Annotated in this window: 12 protein-coding genes; 9 read left to right on the forward strand and 3 right to left on the reverse strand. The window is 70.1% G+C overall.

What is annotated here, in order from left to right:
• The first annotated feature begins 328 nt into the window (after positions 1 to 328).
• The 5 genes from F0415_RS09195 (at position 329) to F0415_RS09215 (ending at position 6,213) form a co-directional block, all read left to right on the forward strand.
• Entirely contained in the window at positions 329 to 1,429 is a 1,101-nt protein-coding gene (locus F0415_RS09195) for a Glu/Leu/Phe/Val dehydrogenase dimerization domain-containing protein (protein WP_149860923.1), read from the forward strand.
• An 89-nt stretch (positions 1,430 to 1,518) separates the two neighbouring features.
• Positions 1,519 to 2,676, forward strand: coding sequence for an isovaleryl-CoA dehydrogenase (locus F0415_RS09200; protein ID WP_149860924.1), 1,158 nt, complete (start codon positions 1,519 to 1,521; stop codon positions 2,674 to 2,676).
• A 188-nt stretch (positions 2,677 to 2,864) separates the two neighbouring features.
• On the forward strand, positions 2,865 to 4,040 hold the full coding sequence (locus F0415_RS09205; protein WP_149860925.1) for a thiolase family protein: 1,176 nt from the start codon (positions 2,865 to 2,867) through the stop codon (positions 4,038 to 4,040).
• A 118-nt stretch (positions 4,041 to 4,158) separates the two neighbouring features.
• Positions 4,159 to 4,509, forward strand: coding sequence for a hypothetical protein (locus F0415_RS09210; RefSeq protein WP_149860926.1), 351 nt, complete (start codon positions 4,159 to 4,161; stop codon positions 4,507 to 4,509).
• A 96-nt stretch (positions 4,510 to 4,605) separates the two neighbouring features.
• Positions 4,606 to 6,213 carry a carboxyl transferase domain-containing protein gene (locus F0415_RS09215; protein ID WP_149860927.1) on the forward strand — a complete coding sequence of 536 codons (1,608 nt, stop codon included), beginning with the start codon at positions 4,606 to 4,608 and terminating at the stop codon, positions 6,211 to 6,213.
• A gap of 66 nt (positions 6,214 to 6,279) precedes the next feature.
• Here F0415_RS09215 and F0415_RS09220 read toward each other — a convergent pair whose 3' ends face one another.
• From F0415_RS09220 to F0415_RS09230, 3 genes are read right to left on the reverse strand one after another with little or no spacing between them, the layout of a single operon-like run.
• Positions 6,280 to 6,549: a DUF6587 family protein gene (locus tag F0415_RS09220; RefSeq protein WP_149860928.1), complete on the reverse strand. Its 270-nt coding sequence runs from the start codon at positions 6,547 to 6,549 to the stop codon at positions 6,280 to 6,282.
• A 4-nt stretch (positions 6,550 to 6,553) separates the two neighbouring features.
• The gene (gene feoB / locus F0415_RS09225; RefSeq protein WP_149860929.1) at positions 6,554 to 8,404 is read right to left on the reverse strand and encodes a ferrous iron transporter B; all 1,851 of its coding nucleotides are present in this window, start codon (positions 8,402 to 8,404) and stop codon (positions 6,554 to 6,556) included.
• Positions 8,401 to 8,643, reverse strand: coding sequence for a FeoA family protein (locus F0415_RS09230; protein ID WP_149860930.1), 243 nt, complete (start codon positions 8,641 to 8,643; stop codon positions 8,401 to 8,403). Before F0415_RS09230 ends, feoB begins: the two co-directional genes overlap by 4 nt.
• Before the next feature lie 264 nt (positions 8,644 to 8,907).
• Between F0415_RS09230 and F0415_RS09235 the strand changes: the two genes are divergently transcribed.
• From F0415_RS09235 to F0415_RS09250, 4 genes are read left to right on the forward strand one after another with little or no spacing between them, the layout of a single operon-like run.
• Entirely contained in the window at positions 8,908 to 9,711 is an 804-nt protein-coding gene (locus tag F0415_RS09235; protein ID WP_149860931.1) for an enoyl-CoA hydratase-related protein, read from the forward strand.
• Positions 9,712 to 9,750: 39 nt separating this feature from the next.
• Entirely contained in the window at positions 9,751 to 11,748 is a 1,998-nt protein-coding gene (locus F0415_RS09240) for an acetyl/propionyl/methylcrotonyl-CoA carboxylase subunit alpha (protein WP_149860932.1), read from the forward strand.
• On the forward strand, positions 11,748 to 12,335 hold the full coding sequence (locus tag F0415_RS09245; RefSeq protein WP_149860933.1) for a hypothetical protein: 588 nt from the start codon (positions 11,748 to 11,750) through the stop codon (positions 12,333 to 12,335). The genes F0415_RS09240 and F0415_RS09245 overlap by 1 nt, the downstream gene beginning before the upstream one ends.
• Positions 12,332 to 13,225, forward strand: coding sequence for a hydroxymethylglutaryl-CoA lyase (locus F0415_RS09250; protein ID WP_188310351.1), 894 nt, complete (start codon positions 12,332 to 12,334; stop codon positions 13,223 to 13,225). Before F0415_RS09245 ends, F0415_RS09250 begins: the two co-directional genes overlap by 4 nt.
• Positions 13,226 to 13,246 lie beyond the last annotated feature (21 nt).

The raw sequence follows: 13,246 nt of genomic DNA on the forward strand, positions 1-13,246 counted from the left end.
CCGGACCTGGGTGAAGAACCCAAAAAAGAGGGCGGTCACGTGGTGACCGCCCAAGCGAACCCTGCTCTCAAGGGTTGGAGGCTGGCGGCCCTCCGGGGAGAGACAGGACCGCCAAGCATTGGAAGGAACGCGTCGCCCCGCGGGGACCGGCCACGATGCCTGCCCGTCTAGAGCGTTTGCTTTACACTACGGCCCGCCATGCCCCTTCCCAGCCCCGCTCGGAAGGCTGTGGCGCTAGTATTTTCAACAACTTGCGGATCATACTTCGCCAACAATCTTACGCCTGCCCCGCGCAGGCCGCGCCGATCCGCCGGACCCGGAGCCCTCCATGATCTTCGAACGCATCTCCACCTCGGACCACGAGGAAGTGGTGTACTGCCACAACAAGGACGCGGGCCTGCGCGCCATCATCGCGATCCACAACACGGTGCTGGGACCGGCCCTGGGCGGCACCCGCATGTGGCCCTACGCCACCGAGCAGGAGGCGCTGGAGGACGTGCTGCGCCTGAGCCGCGGCATGACCTACAAGGCCGCGGTGTCCGGCCTGAACCTGGGCGGCGGCAAGGCGGTGATCTGGGGCGACCCGAACAAGGACAAGTCCGAGGCCCTGTTCCGCGCCTTCGGCCGCTTCGTCAACTCGCTGGGCGGCCGCTACATCACCGCCGAAGACGTCGGCATCGACGTCAACGACATGGAATACGTACTGCGCGAAACCGAATTCGTGACCGGCGTGCACCAGGTGCACGGCGGTTCCGGCGATCCCTCGCCGTTCACCGCCTACGGCACCCTGCAGGGCCTCATGGCCGCCCTGCAGGTCAAGTTCGGCGACGAGGACGTGGGCAAGTACAGCTACGCCGTGCAGGGCGTGGGCCACGTCGGCATGGAGTTCGTCAAGCTGCTGCGCGAGCGCGGCGCCAAGGTTTTTGTCACCGACATCAACAAGGACGCCGTGCAGCGGGCGGTGGACGAGTACGGCTGCGAGGCCGTGGGCCTGGACGAGATCTACGACGTGGACGCCGATGTCTACTCGCCGACCGCCCTGGGCGGCACGGTCAACGAGAAGACCCTGCCGCGCCTGAAGTGCAAGGTGATCTGCGGCGCCGCCAACAACCAGCTGGCCAACGAAGCCGCCGGCATCGAGCTGGAAAAGCGCGGCATGCTTTACGCGCCCGACTACGCGGTGAACGCCGGCGGCCTGATGAACGTCTCGCTGGAGATCGACGGCTACAACCGCGAGCGCGCCATGCGCATGATGCGGACCATCTACTACAACCTGGGCCGCATCTTCGAGATCGCCAAGCGCGACGGCATCCCGACCTTCAAGGCTGCCGACCGCATGGCCGAGGAGCGCATCGCCGCCATCGGCAAGCTGCGCCTGCCGCATCTGGGCGCGGCCGCGCCGCGCTTCCAGGGTCGCCGCGGCAACTGAGCCCCGCCTGGACCCGGCCGCCACGGCGGCCGGGTCATCATCGGCGTTCCGGACCAGGCCCACCCAGACACCCAGACACGGAGTCGTCCATGCGCGTTTTCCCGCTCGGCGAAGAACTCGATGCCCTGCGCGAGGCGGTACGCCGTTTCGCCGAGGCCGAAATCGCCCCGCGCGCGTCCCGCATCGACGAGGACAACGCCTTCCCGCAGGAGCTGTGGCCCAAGCTGGGCGAGCTGGGTCTGTTGGGCATGACCGTGCCCGGCGAGTACGGCGGTTCGGACATGGGTTACCTGGCGCACCTGGTGGCGATGGAGGAAATCTCCCGCGCTTCCGGCTCGGTCGGCCTGAGCTACGGCGCCCATTCCAACCTCTGCGTCTCCAATCTCTACGCCAACGGCAGCGAGGCACAGCGGCAGAAGTACCTGCCGAAGCTGTGCAGCGGCGAGTGGAAGGGCGCCCTGGCGATGAGCGAGCCCGGCGCCGGCTCCGATGTGGTCGGCTCGATGAGCTGCCGCGCCGAGTGGCGCGGCGACGTCTGGGTCGCCAACGGCAGCAAGATGTGGATCACCAACGGCCCCGAAGCCGACGTGCTGGTGGTCTACATGCGCACCGCCGGCAAGGAGGCGGGCAGCCGCTGCATCACCGCCTTCATCGTCGAGCGCGGCATGAAGGGCTTTTCCACCGCCCAGAAGCTGGACAAGCTGGGCATGCGTGGCTCCAACACCTGCGAGCTGGTATTCGAGAACTGCGAGATTCCGCCCGAAAACGTCCTTGGCGAGGTCAACCAGGGCGTCAAGGTGCTGATGAGCGGCCTGAACACCGAGCGCCTGGTACTGACCGGCGGCCCGCTGGGCCTGATGCAGGCAGCCATGGACGTCGTGCTGCCCTACGTGCGCGAGCGCCGGCAGTTCGACGCACCGATCGGCAGCTTCGGCATCATGCAGGCCAAGATCGCCGACATGTACACCGCCCTGCAGGCCAGTCGCGCCTTCGCCTACCAGGTGGCGCGCGACTACGACGCCGGCCACCGCAGCCGGGTGGACGCCGCCGCCTGCCTGCTGCAGGCCAGCGAGGCGGCGGTTCAGGTGGCCCTGGAGGCGATCCAGGCCCTGGGCGGCAACGGCTACATCAACGAATACCCGACCGGGCGGATCCTGCGCGACGCCAAGCTGTACGCGATCGGCGCCGGCACCAACGAGATCCGCCGCATGCTGATCGGCCGCGAGCTGTTCGAAGGCCGCGACTGAAGCCCGACATCGCCGCGGCCGCATTCCCGCGGCGGCGTGGGCCCGGCCGATGTGCCAGCACGGCGCCCGCGGCCGGCTGGCGGGCGATTTCCGCCAGGGCGTCCGTCCCCGCCCTCGCCCCGCGCCCGGCATCCGGGCGATAATCCCGCCATTGCCTCTACCCCATTCCCGACAAGCACGGAGCCATCATGTCCAAGGTCGTGATCACCGGTGCCAAGCGCACCGCCATCGGAGCCCTGCTCGGCCAGTTCACCGGCGTACCCGCGCCGACCCTGGGCGCCGCCGCCATCAAGGGCGCGCTGGAACAGTCCGGCCTGGCGCCGGACGAGGTGGACGAGGTGATCATGGGCTGCGTGCTGCCGGCCGGCCTCGGCCAGGCGCCTGCCCGCCAGGCGGCCCTGGGCGCCGGCCTGCCCACCGGCACCGGCTGCACCACCGTCAACAAGGTCTGCGGCTCGGGCATGAAGGCCATGATGCTGGCGCACGACCTGATCAAGGCCGGTTCGGCGAAGGTCGTGGTGGCCGGCGGCATGGAATCCATGACCAATGCCCCGCACCTGCTCAACGGCTCCCGCACCGGCATCAAGTACGGCAGCGTCGAGATGCTCGACCACATGGCCTGGGACGGCCTGACCAACCCCTACGACAAGCAGGCCATGGGCGTGTTCGGCGAGCTGTGCGCGGAGAAGTTCGGCTTCAGCCGCGAGCAGCAGGACGCCTTCGCCGCCGAGTCGGTGCGGCGCGCCCTGGCGGCGGTGGCCGAAGGCGCCTTCAAGGCCGAGATCGTCCCGGTGGCCGTCGCCGGCCGCAAGGGTGACACCGTCATCGATACCGACGAGCAGCCCGGCCGCTGCAACATCGAGAAGATCCCCAGCCTGCGCCCCGCATTCAAAAAGGACGGCACCATCACCGCCGCCAGCTCCTCCTCGATCAACGACGGCGCCGCCGCCCTGGTGCTGATGTCCGAGGAATCGGCGAAAGCCACCGGCGCCAGGCCGCTGGCCACCTTGCTGGCCCATGCCAGCCATGCCCAGGCGCCGGAGTGGTTCACCACCGCGCCGGTATCGGCCATCCAGGCGGTGCTGGCCAAGACCGGCTGGAATGTCGCCGATGTGGACCTGTTCGAGGTCAACGAGGCCTTCGCCTGCGTGGCCATGGCCCCTATCCATGCCCTCGGCATCCCGCACGGGAAGCTGAACGTGCACGGTGGCGCCTGCGCCCTGGGTCACCCGATCGGCGCCTCCGGCGCCCGGCTGGTGGTGACCCTGATCCACGCCCTGCAGCGCCATGGCGGCAAGCGCGGCGTGGCCGCCCTGTGCATCGGCGGCGGCGAGGCCACGGCGGTGGCGATCGAACTGGCTTGAGGGGTATTTCAAGCGAGCACTTGACTGCGACCCCGTTCGTGACATGATTTTGGCGGCGTGCGCGCCCGGCGCACGTTTGAATATCCGAACTCAACACTCCCAGACGAGGAAAACTCCCATGTCCCTGAACAAGACCCTGCTCGCCCTGGCCCTGGGCCTGGCCCTGGCGGCCTGTTCGCAGCAGGCCGAACAGGCTGCCGACGAGGCGTCCGCCGCCGCCGAGAACGCCGCTGCCGAAACCGCCGAGGCCGCCGAGGCCACTGCCGACGCCGCCGTCGAGGGTGCCGAGGCCGCCGGTGAGGCTGTCTCCGATGCCGCCGAAGCCGCCGGTGAGGCGATGGAGGAAGGCGCCGCCGCTGCCGAGGAGGCGATGGATGACGCCGCCGCCGCGGCCGACGAGGCCATGGACGATGCCGCCGAAGCCGTCGAAGAGGCTGCCGAGGAAGTCGAGGACGAGGCGAAGGAGTAATCCTTCCCGCTTTCTTGCTTCGATACCGACGGGCGCGGCGAGAGTCGCGCCCGTCTTCTTTTGTACACTCCGGGCTTCGCCAAGGGAGTGAACTCGATGCCCGTCCTGTCCAGCCACGTTGACCCGCGCTCGCCGGAGTTCCAGGAGAACGCCGAGGCCCTGCGCGCCGCCGTCGCCGAGTTGGAAGAGCGCCTGGCCTGCGCCGCCGCCGGTGGCGGTGAAAAGGCCAGGGCCAAACACGTCGAACGCGGCAAGCTGCTGCCGCGCGAGCGCATCGCCGCCCTGCTCGACCCGGGCTCGCCCTTCCTGGAGCTCTCGCCGCTGGCGGCCGGCGGCCTGTACGACGACGCCGCGCCGGCCGCCGGCATCATCACCGGCATCGGCCGCGTGCACGGCATCGAGGTGGTGGTCGTGGCCAACGACGCCACCGTCAAGGGCGGCACCTACTTCCCGATGACGGTGAAGAAACACCTGCGCGCCCAGGAAGTGGCACTGGAGAACCACCTGCCCTGCGTCTACCTGGTGGACTCCGGCGGCGCCTTCCTGCCGCTGCAGGACGAGGTCTTCCCGGACAAGGAGCACTTCGGCCGCATCTTCTACAACCAGGCGCGGCTCAGCGCCCGCAACATCCCGCAGGTGGCGGTGGTGATGGGCAGCTGTACCGCCGGCGGCGCCTACGTGCCGGCGATGTGCGACGAAAGCATCATCGTCAAGGGCCAGGGCACCATCTTCCTGGGCGGCCCGCCGCTGGTGAAGGCGGCCACCGGCGAGGTCGTGGATGCCGAGTCGCTGGGCGGCGCCGAGGTGCACACCAGCATGTCCGGCGTGGCCGACCACTTCGCCGAGGACGACCGGCATGCCCTGCAGATCGCCCGTGATGTCGTCCGCCACCTCAACCGCCGCAAGCAGGTTCCGCTGGCCCTGCAGGAACCGCGTGAGCCGCTGTACCCGGCCGAGCAGATCTACGGCATCGTCCCGCGCGACACCCGCCGGCCCTTCGACGTGCGCGAGGTGATCGCCAGGCTGGTGGACGGCAGCGAGTTCCAGGAATTCAAGGCCCGCTACGGCAAGACCCTGGTCTGCGGCTTCGCCCACATCCACGGCTATCCGGTCGGCATCGTCGCCAACAACGGCATCCTGTTCTCGGAGTCGGCGCTCAAGGGCGCGCATTTCATCGAGCTGTGCAACCAGCGCGACATTCCGCTTGTCTTCCTGCAGAACATCACCGGCTTCATGGTCGGCAAGAAGTACGAAAACGCCGGCATCGCCAAAGACGGCGCCAAGATGGTCACCGCCGTGGCCTGCAGCCACGTGCCCAAGTTCACCGTGGTGATCGGCGGGTCTTTTGGCGCCGGCAACTATGCCATGTGCGGCCGCGCCTACGGCGCCCGCTTCCTGTGGATGTGGCCGAATGCCCGCATCAGCGTGATGGGCGGCGAGCAGGCCGCCAGCGTGCTGGCCACGGTCAAGCGTGACGGCGTCGAGGCCGCCGGCGGCCAGTGGAGCAAGGAAGAGGAAGAGGCCTTCAAGGCGCCGATCCGCGAACAGTACGAACGCCAAGGCTCGCCCTGGTACGCCACCGCCCGGCTCTGGGACGACGGCATCATCGATCCGGCCGATTCCCGGCGGGTGCTGGGCCTGGCGCTGTCGGCGGCGCTCAACGCTCCGATCGAGAAGGATCGTTTCGGCGTCTTCCGCATGTAAGGCAAGAACAGAACCTGGTCAGGTTCGTCTGGAAAGTGAACCTGGCCTCGTTCTTTATCGCTTCAGTCAGTCCTTGCCGCAGCCGCCGCAGCCGCTGTTGCCGCAGTTGGCGGTCACCCGCCTGCCGCCCGGGCCCGGCGCCAGCCGCGCCATCGGCGCGATCTTCCGGCCCAGGCCTCGCAGCAGCGGGCTGCGGCGGTTGAGCAGGAACAGCACCACCGCCACCTGCACGCGCCGCCAGGTGCCGGGCATGACCCGCTTGAAGCTGTAGAGCGCCGCAGCCAGCACCACCACGGCCAGCAGGCTGTTCTCCAGCAGGGGCCAGTAGGCGTTCATGCGCTCAGCCGGTGATCCAGCGGGTGATCTGGAAGGTCAGGAAGGAGGCCAGGTAGGCCAGGGCGAACAGGTAGACAGCCATCACCGCCACCGTGCGCCAGGAGCCGGTCTCGCGCCGCACCACCGCCAGGGTGGACAGGCACTGCGGCGCGTAGATGAACCACACCAGCAGCGACAGCGCCGTCGCCAGCGGCCACTCACTGGCAATCAGCGGCTGCAGGGCCTGGGCGGCGGCTTCCTCGTCCGGCGCCGACAGCGCGTACACCGTGGCCAGGGCCGACACCGCCACCTCGCGCGCGGCCATGCCCGGCACCAGGGCGATGGAGATCTGCCAGTTGAAGCCGATCGGCGCGAACACGTATTCCAGCAGCTGGCCGAGCTGGCCGGCCAGGCTGTACTCGATGGTCGGCTCGCTGGCGCCCGGCGGCGGCGCCGGGAAATTCAGCAGCGCCCACATCACGATAGTCAGGGAGAGGATGATCGTGCCGACGCGGCGCAGGAAGATCCAGCAGCGCTCCCACAGGCCGATCAGGATGTCGCGCGGATGCGGAACGCGATAGCTGGGCAGCTCCAGCAGCAGGCTGTGTTCGCCGCCGCGGCGCCAGCGCTTCATGATCCAGGCCACCAGCAGGGCGCTGGCAATGCCGGCCAGGTACAGGCCGAACAGCACCAAGCCCTGCAGGTTGAACAGTCCCCCGACCTCCTGCCGCGGCACGAAGGCGCCGATCAGCAGGGTGTACACCGGCAACCGCGCCGAGCAGGTCATGAGCGGCGCCACCATGATCGTGGCCAGGCGGTCGCGCGGGTCCTGGATCGAGCGCGTGGCCATGATGCCGGGGATGGCGCAGGCGAAGCTGGACAGCAGCGGGATGAAGGAACGGCCGCTGAGGCCGGCCTTGAACATCGGCCGGTCCAGCAGGAAGGCGGCGCGTGGCAGGTAGCCGCTTTCCTCCAGCGCCAGGATGAACAGGAACAGCAGCAGGATCTGCGGCAGGAACTCCACCACCGTGCCTACGCCGGCGAAGATGCCGTCGGTGACCAGGCTTTGCAGATGCCCTTCGGGCAGCAGCGCCGCCAGCCATTCGCCGGCGGCGCCGACCCCGCCGGCCAGGGCGTCCTGTAGCGGCGCCGCCCAGGCGAACACCGCCTGGAAGATCAGGAACATGGCCGCCACCAACACCAGCAGGCCGGCCACGGGATGCAGCAGCACCCGGTCCAGGGCCTCGTCCACGTGCGCGGTCGGTGACGGCATGTCCACGGCCCGCGCGATCAGCTCGCGCACCTGCTGGTGCAGGCTCAGGTCGTCGGGAATGTCCACCGCTGGCGGCGTCGGGATGTCGCCGCGGTCCAGCACTTCCACCAGCTGCCGGGCACCGCCGCGGCGGATGCCGATGGTTTCCACCACCGGCACGCCCAGGGCCCCGGACAACGCGTGCAGGTCAATGCGGATGCCGCGCCGGTGGGCGGTGTCGGCCATGTTCACCGCCACCACCATCGGCAGGCCGAGGGCGCGCACTTCCAGCACGAAGCGCAGGTGCAGGCGCAGGTTGGTGGCATCCACCACGCAGACCAGGGCATCCGGGCGCGGCTCGTCCGGATGCATGCCGCGACAGACGTCGCGGGTGACCGCCTCGTCGGGCGAGAGCGCATCCAGGCTGTAAGCCCCGGGCAGGTCCAGCACGTCGAAATGCCGGCCCGAGGGCGCGGTGAAGCGGCCGGACTTGCGCTCGACGGTGACGCCGGCGTAGTTGGCCACCTTCTGCCGGCTACCGGTCAGCTGGTTGAACAGCGCCGTCTTGCCGCAGTTGGGATTGCCCAGCAGCGCGATGCGGATGCTTTCGGCAGCGGCGTTCACGCGTCCACCTGCTCCACGCGGACCCGCTCGGCCTCGCTGCGGCGCAGGGCGAAGCGGGTGAAGCCCACCTGCACCAGGATCGGATCGCCGCCCAGCGGCGCCGTCCCCACCACCCGTACCGGCTCGCCGCCGACGAAACCCAGGGCGCGCAGGCGACGGGCGAGTGGATCGCCCGGGCTGCGCTGCTCGACCTCGGCGACGGTGGCACGGGCCCCCTTGGCTAGCTGGGAAAGGGTCACGATGGGCGCTCCAGATGAGAATGCTTCGCAATTCTAGACTGGCCGGGACAGGAAAGCGATGACCCCGGTCAAAACCTCGGCCATCCGTCCGTTCCCGCCTCCCCGGCCGGCGCCGGGACCGCCTCCGGAACCCCTTCGGAGGCCTGTGCCGGAGACGGGATCGGCCCCGGGGATGGAGCCGACCCGCGACCGGCCCGAAGCACGGACTTCGGGCTCAGCGGCCCAGCCGCTACACTTGCCCGCTGGCCCGCGATGGAGCGCCCGATGTCCGACCGCCCCGCCCTGCACGTCGCCCATGCCGGCGGCGTGGCCACCCTCACCCTGGATCGGCCGCAGGTCCACAACGCCTTCGACGATCGCCTGATCGCCGAGCTGACGGCCGCCCTGGAAGCCACGGACGCCGACCCGGCGGTGCGGGTGGTGGTACTGACCGGCGCCGGCAAGACCTTCTCGGCAGGGGCCGACCTGGACTGGATGCGCGGCATGGCCGCCGCCAGCGAGGCCGACAATCTGGCCGATTCCCTGCGCCTGGCCCGGTTGATGCGCACCCTGGCCTTCCTGTCCAAGCCGACCATTGCCCGGGTGAACGGCTCGGCCTATGGCGGCGGCGTCGGCCTGGTGGCCTGCTGCGACATCGCCATCGGGGTAACGCCGGCCAAGTTCTGCCTGTCGGAGGTGAAGCTGGGCCTGGTGCCGGCGGTGATCTCGCCCTACGTGACGGCGGCGATCGGGCCGCGCCAGGCGCGCAGGCTGTTCCTCAGCGCCGAGGTCTTCGAGGGGCCGGAGGCGCAGCGGGTCGGCCTGCTGCACGAGTGCGTGTCGCCCGACGCCCTGGACGAGGCCGTGGCCCGGCAGCTGCACTGGCTGGGCAAGGGCGCTCCGGTGGCCCAGCACGAGGCCAAGCGCCTGGCCCTGCGCATGGCAGGCTGCAGCCCCGAAACCGCCGAACGCGTGGACGCCGAAAACGCCGCCCTGATTGCCCGCCTGCGCGTCTCCCCCGAGGGTCAGGAAGGCCTCGCCGCCTTCCTCTCCAAACGCCCACCAGCCTGGGCGCAGGGTTCCGGCTAAGCCGCCCTGGAGGCTGTCTTGGATTCCGTGGCGAAAACCATGTTTGAAAAAGTGCTGATTGCAAATCGGGGCGAAATCGCCTGTCGGGTGATCCGGACCTGCCGGAGGCTCGGGATCAGGACGGTGGCGGTGTATTCGGAAGCGGATGCCGGAGCGCAGCACGCGCGGCTCGCCGACGAGGCCTGGCCGATCGGCGGGGCACGGCCGCAGGACTCCTACCTGTGCGGCGAGCGGATCATCGAAGTGGCGAAGCGCTCTGGTGCCCAGGCCGTCCATCCCGGCTACGGCTTCCTGAGCGAGAACGCCGACTTCGCCGAGGCCGTCGAGGCCGCCGGCCTGGTATTCATCGGCCCCAAGGCCGCTTCGATGCGCAAGATGGGCAGCAAGGCCGGGGCCAAGCGCCTGATGGAGAGTCATGGTGTACCGGTGGTGCCCGGCTACGCCGGCGAAGACCAGGACCCCGGCCGCCTGCAGATCGAGGCCGACGGCATCGGCTATCCGCTGATGATCAAGGCGGCGCACGGCGGCGGCGGCAAGGGCATGCGCATCGTGCGCGCCTCCGAGGACTTCGCCGCTGCCCTGGAAAGCTGCCGGCGCGAGGCGGCCGGCGCTTTCGGTCGCGACAGGGTACTGCTGGAACGCTATGTGGAGGAGCCGCGGCACATCGAGATCCAGGTCTTCGCCGACAGCCACGGCAAGGTCGTCCACCTGGGCGAGCGCGAATGCTCGGCCCAGCGCCGCTACCAGAAGGTGGTGGAAGAATCGCCCTCGCCCTTCCTCACCCCGGAACTTCGCCAGCGCATGGGCGCGGCGGCGGTGGCGGCGGCGCGTGCCATCGACTACGTCAACGCCGGCACGGTCGAGTTCATCGTCGGCCCGCGGGGCGACTTCCATTTCATGGAGATCAATACCCGCCTTCAGGTCGAGCATCCGGTCACCGAGCTGGTCACCGGCCTGGACCTGGTCGAGTGGCAACTGCGGGTGGCGGCGGGCGAGCCGCTGCCGCTGTCCCAGGGCGAGATCCGCCACCGCGGCCACGCCATCGAGGTGCGCCTGTACGCCGAGGACCCGGCCGCCGGCTTCCTGCCCGGCTCCGGCCGGCTGGAAACGCTGCGCCTTCCCGAACCCGGCCCGCATGTGCGACTGGATACCGGTGTGGTCGAGGGCGACACCGTCACCGTGCACTACGACCCGATGATCGCCAAGCTGATCGTGCATGACACCGACCGGCCCCGTGCCCTGGCCAGGCTGCGCGAGGCCCTGGCCGATTGCGAGGTGGTCGGGCCGAAATCGAATGTGGACTTCCTCGAGCGGCTGGTGCGCCACCCGCGTATCGTCGAGGGCCGCATCCACACCGCCTACCTCGACCGGCACCTGGACGAAGTGCTGCCGCCGGAGGAGGACGCGCCGGCCGAGCTGCTGGCCGCGGCGGCGGTGGCCGCGCTGCTGCATGACGAAGCCGCCACCCGTGCCGCCGCCCGCGCCGGCAGCGACCCGCATTCGCCCTGGGCCATCGCCGACGGCTGGCGCCTGGGCCACGCCGGCGAGCGCCTGCTGTGTTTCCTGCACCGCGGCCAACGCCTGGAACTGCACGCCCGCGGCCATGCCGGCGACTACCGGCTCAGCGGCGCCGCCGGCGAGCGCGAGGTTCGCGCCGCCCGCCTGGACGGCCGCTGGCTGGACCTGATTCTCGACGACCGCCGCCTGCGCCTGCGCGCCCGGGCCGATGCCGGCCGAGCCTTCGTGCACGACGGCGAACGCCGACTGTCGCTGCCGCGGGTGGGCGCCTACCAGGCCGAGGCCGGCGCCGGCGCCGGCGGCGACGACCGGGTGCGGGCGCCGATGCCGGGGCGTATCGTGCTGGTTAAGGCCGAACCCGGCCAGGCCGTGGCCGAGGGCGAGGAAGTGCTGGTGATGGAAGCCATGAAGATGGAACTGAGCCTGCGCGCCCCGCGCGCCGGCGTCGTGCGGGCGGTGCAGGCCGGCGCCGGCGAGTTCGTCGAGGCCGATGCCGTGCTGCTGACCCTGGAGGCCTGATGCGCGCCCGCGTCCGCCGCTACGGGGTTCTGCTGTCGGCGCTGGCCCTGCTGGCCGGCTGCGAGGCCACCCGTTTCGAACAGGCGCCGCTGACCGCCGAGGCTGCCTGCGACCCGGCCCTGGCCGGCCGCTGGCTGTCGGTGGCCGAGCCGCCCGGACCGGACGGAGAGATGGAACTGCAGGTCTCCGCGGATTGCCTGCTGGCGGTGGTCGAATACCAGGGCGAACAGCGCCGTACAGGCGAGGTCGCGCGCCTGCACACCGGCCGGCACGGCGGGCACCGCTACGCCTGGGTGGACGCAGGCTGGGCGCACCGCCGCTTCGAAGTGGATCTGGCCGTGGCCGAAGGCGCGGTTTACCTGGTGCGTTACCGGGTGCAAGGCGATGTCCTGGACGTCCGCAGCCCGGACACCCGCCGGGTCGCCCACCTGATCATCGACCAGGAGCTGGACGGCGAAGTGGTGGCGCGCGACTACTCGATCTTCAGCCGGGTGGATGTGGCCGACGGACTGGCGGCGCTGGAACGCGCCGATTTCTTCAAGCCCGAACCGCTGCGCTTCCGCCGCGCCCTGGAGCAGCCGCGATGAACCTGCCCGCCGAGGTCCGCATCGTCGAGGTCGGCCCGCGCGACGGCCTGCAGAACGAAAAGGCCATCATCCCGGCCGCCGACAAGATCGAGCTGATCGACCGTCTCTCGGCCACCGGCCTGCGCAGCATCGAGGCCACCAGTTTCGTCAGCCCCAAATGGGTGCCGCAGCTGGCCGACGCCGCCGAGGTCTTCGCCGGCATCCGCAAGGCGCCCGGCGTCAGCTACCCGGTGCTGGTGCCCAACCTGCAGGGCTACGAGCGGGCCCGCGCGGTCGGCGCCAGCGAGGTCGCCGTCTTCACCGCCGCTTCCGAAGCCTTCAACCGCAGGAACATCAACGCCTCGATAGACGAGAGCATCGAGCGTTTCCTGCCGGTGCTCGAGCGCGCCCGCGAAGACGGCGTGAAGGTGCGCGGCTACGTTTCCACCGTGCTTGGCTGCCCCTACCAGGGCGGGGTGCCGCTGGCGGACGTGGTGCGGGTGGCGCGCCGCCTGCACGAAATGGGCTGCTACGAGATCTCGCTGGGCGACACCATCGGCATCGGTACGCCCGGCGCGGCCCGGACCATGCTGCGCGCGGTCGCCGCCGAACTGCCCATGACCGCGCTGGCGGTGCATTTCCACGACACCCGCGGCCAGGCCCTGGCCAACATCCTGGCCTGCCTGGAGGAAGGCGTGGCGGTGGTGGACGCGGCCATCTCCGGCACCGGCGGCTGCCCCTACGCACCCGGCGCCAGCGGCAACGTCGCCACCGAGGACGTGGTCTACATGTTGCATGGCCTGGGCATCCGTACCGGCGTGGACCTGGGGCGGTTGATCGAAACCGGCCGCTGGCTGGCGGCGAAGCTGGGCCGGAGCTCCGGCAGCAAGGTCGCCCAGGCCGGCGTCTGAACCGGGTCGGTCGACATGGGC

This window comes from Arenimonas fontis, assembly GCF_008386465.1.
Taxonomy (GTDB): Bacteria; Pseudomonadota; Gammaproteobacteria; order Xanthomonadales; family Xanthomonadaceae; genus Arenimonas; species Arenimonas fontis.

Bases quoted from the DNA above. Each gene is read 5' to 3' on its own strand.
- F0415_RS09195 (WP_149860923.1), top strand. From the start codon at position 329: ATGATCTTCGAACGCATCTCCACCTCGGACCACGAGGAAGTGGTGTAC.
- F0415_RS09235 (WP_149860931.1), top strand. From the start codon at position 8,908: ATGTCCGACCGCCCCGCCCTGCACGTCGCCCATGCCGGCGGCGTGGCC.
- F0415_RS09220 (WP_149860928.1), bottom strand. From the start codon at position 6,549: ATGAACGCCTACTGGCCCCTGCTGGAGAACAGCCTGCTGGCCGTGGTG.
- F0415_RS09250 (WP_188310351.1), top strand. From the start codon at position 12,332: ATGAACCTGCCCGCCGAGGTCCGCATCGTCGAGGTCGGCCCGCGCGAC.
- F0415_RS09215 (WP_149860927.1), top strand. From the start codon at position 4,606: ATGCCCGTCCTGTCCAGCCACGTTGACCCGCGCTCGCCGGAGTTCCAG.
- F0415_RS09200 (WP_149860924.1), top strand. From the start codon at position 1,519: ATGCGCGTTTTCCCGCTCGGCGAAGAACTCGATGCCCTGCGCGAGGCG.
- F0415_RS09205 (WP_149860925.1), top strand. From the start codon at position 2,865: ATGTCCAAGGTCGTGATCACCGGTGCCAAGCGCACCGCCATCGGAGCC.
- F0415_RS09240 (WP_149860932.1), top strand. From the start codon at position 9,751: ATGTTTGAAAAAGTGCTGATTGCAAATCGGGGCGAAATCGCCTGTCGG.
- F0415_RS09210 (WP_149860926.1), top strand. From the start codon at position 4,159: ATGTCCCTGAACAAGACCCTGCTCGCCCTGGCCCTGGGCCTGGCCCTG.
- F0415_RS09245 (WP_149860933.1), top strand. From the start codon at position 11,748: ATGCGCGCCCGCGTCCGCCGCTACGGGGTTCTGCTGTCGGCGCTGGCC.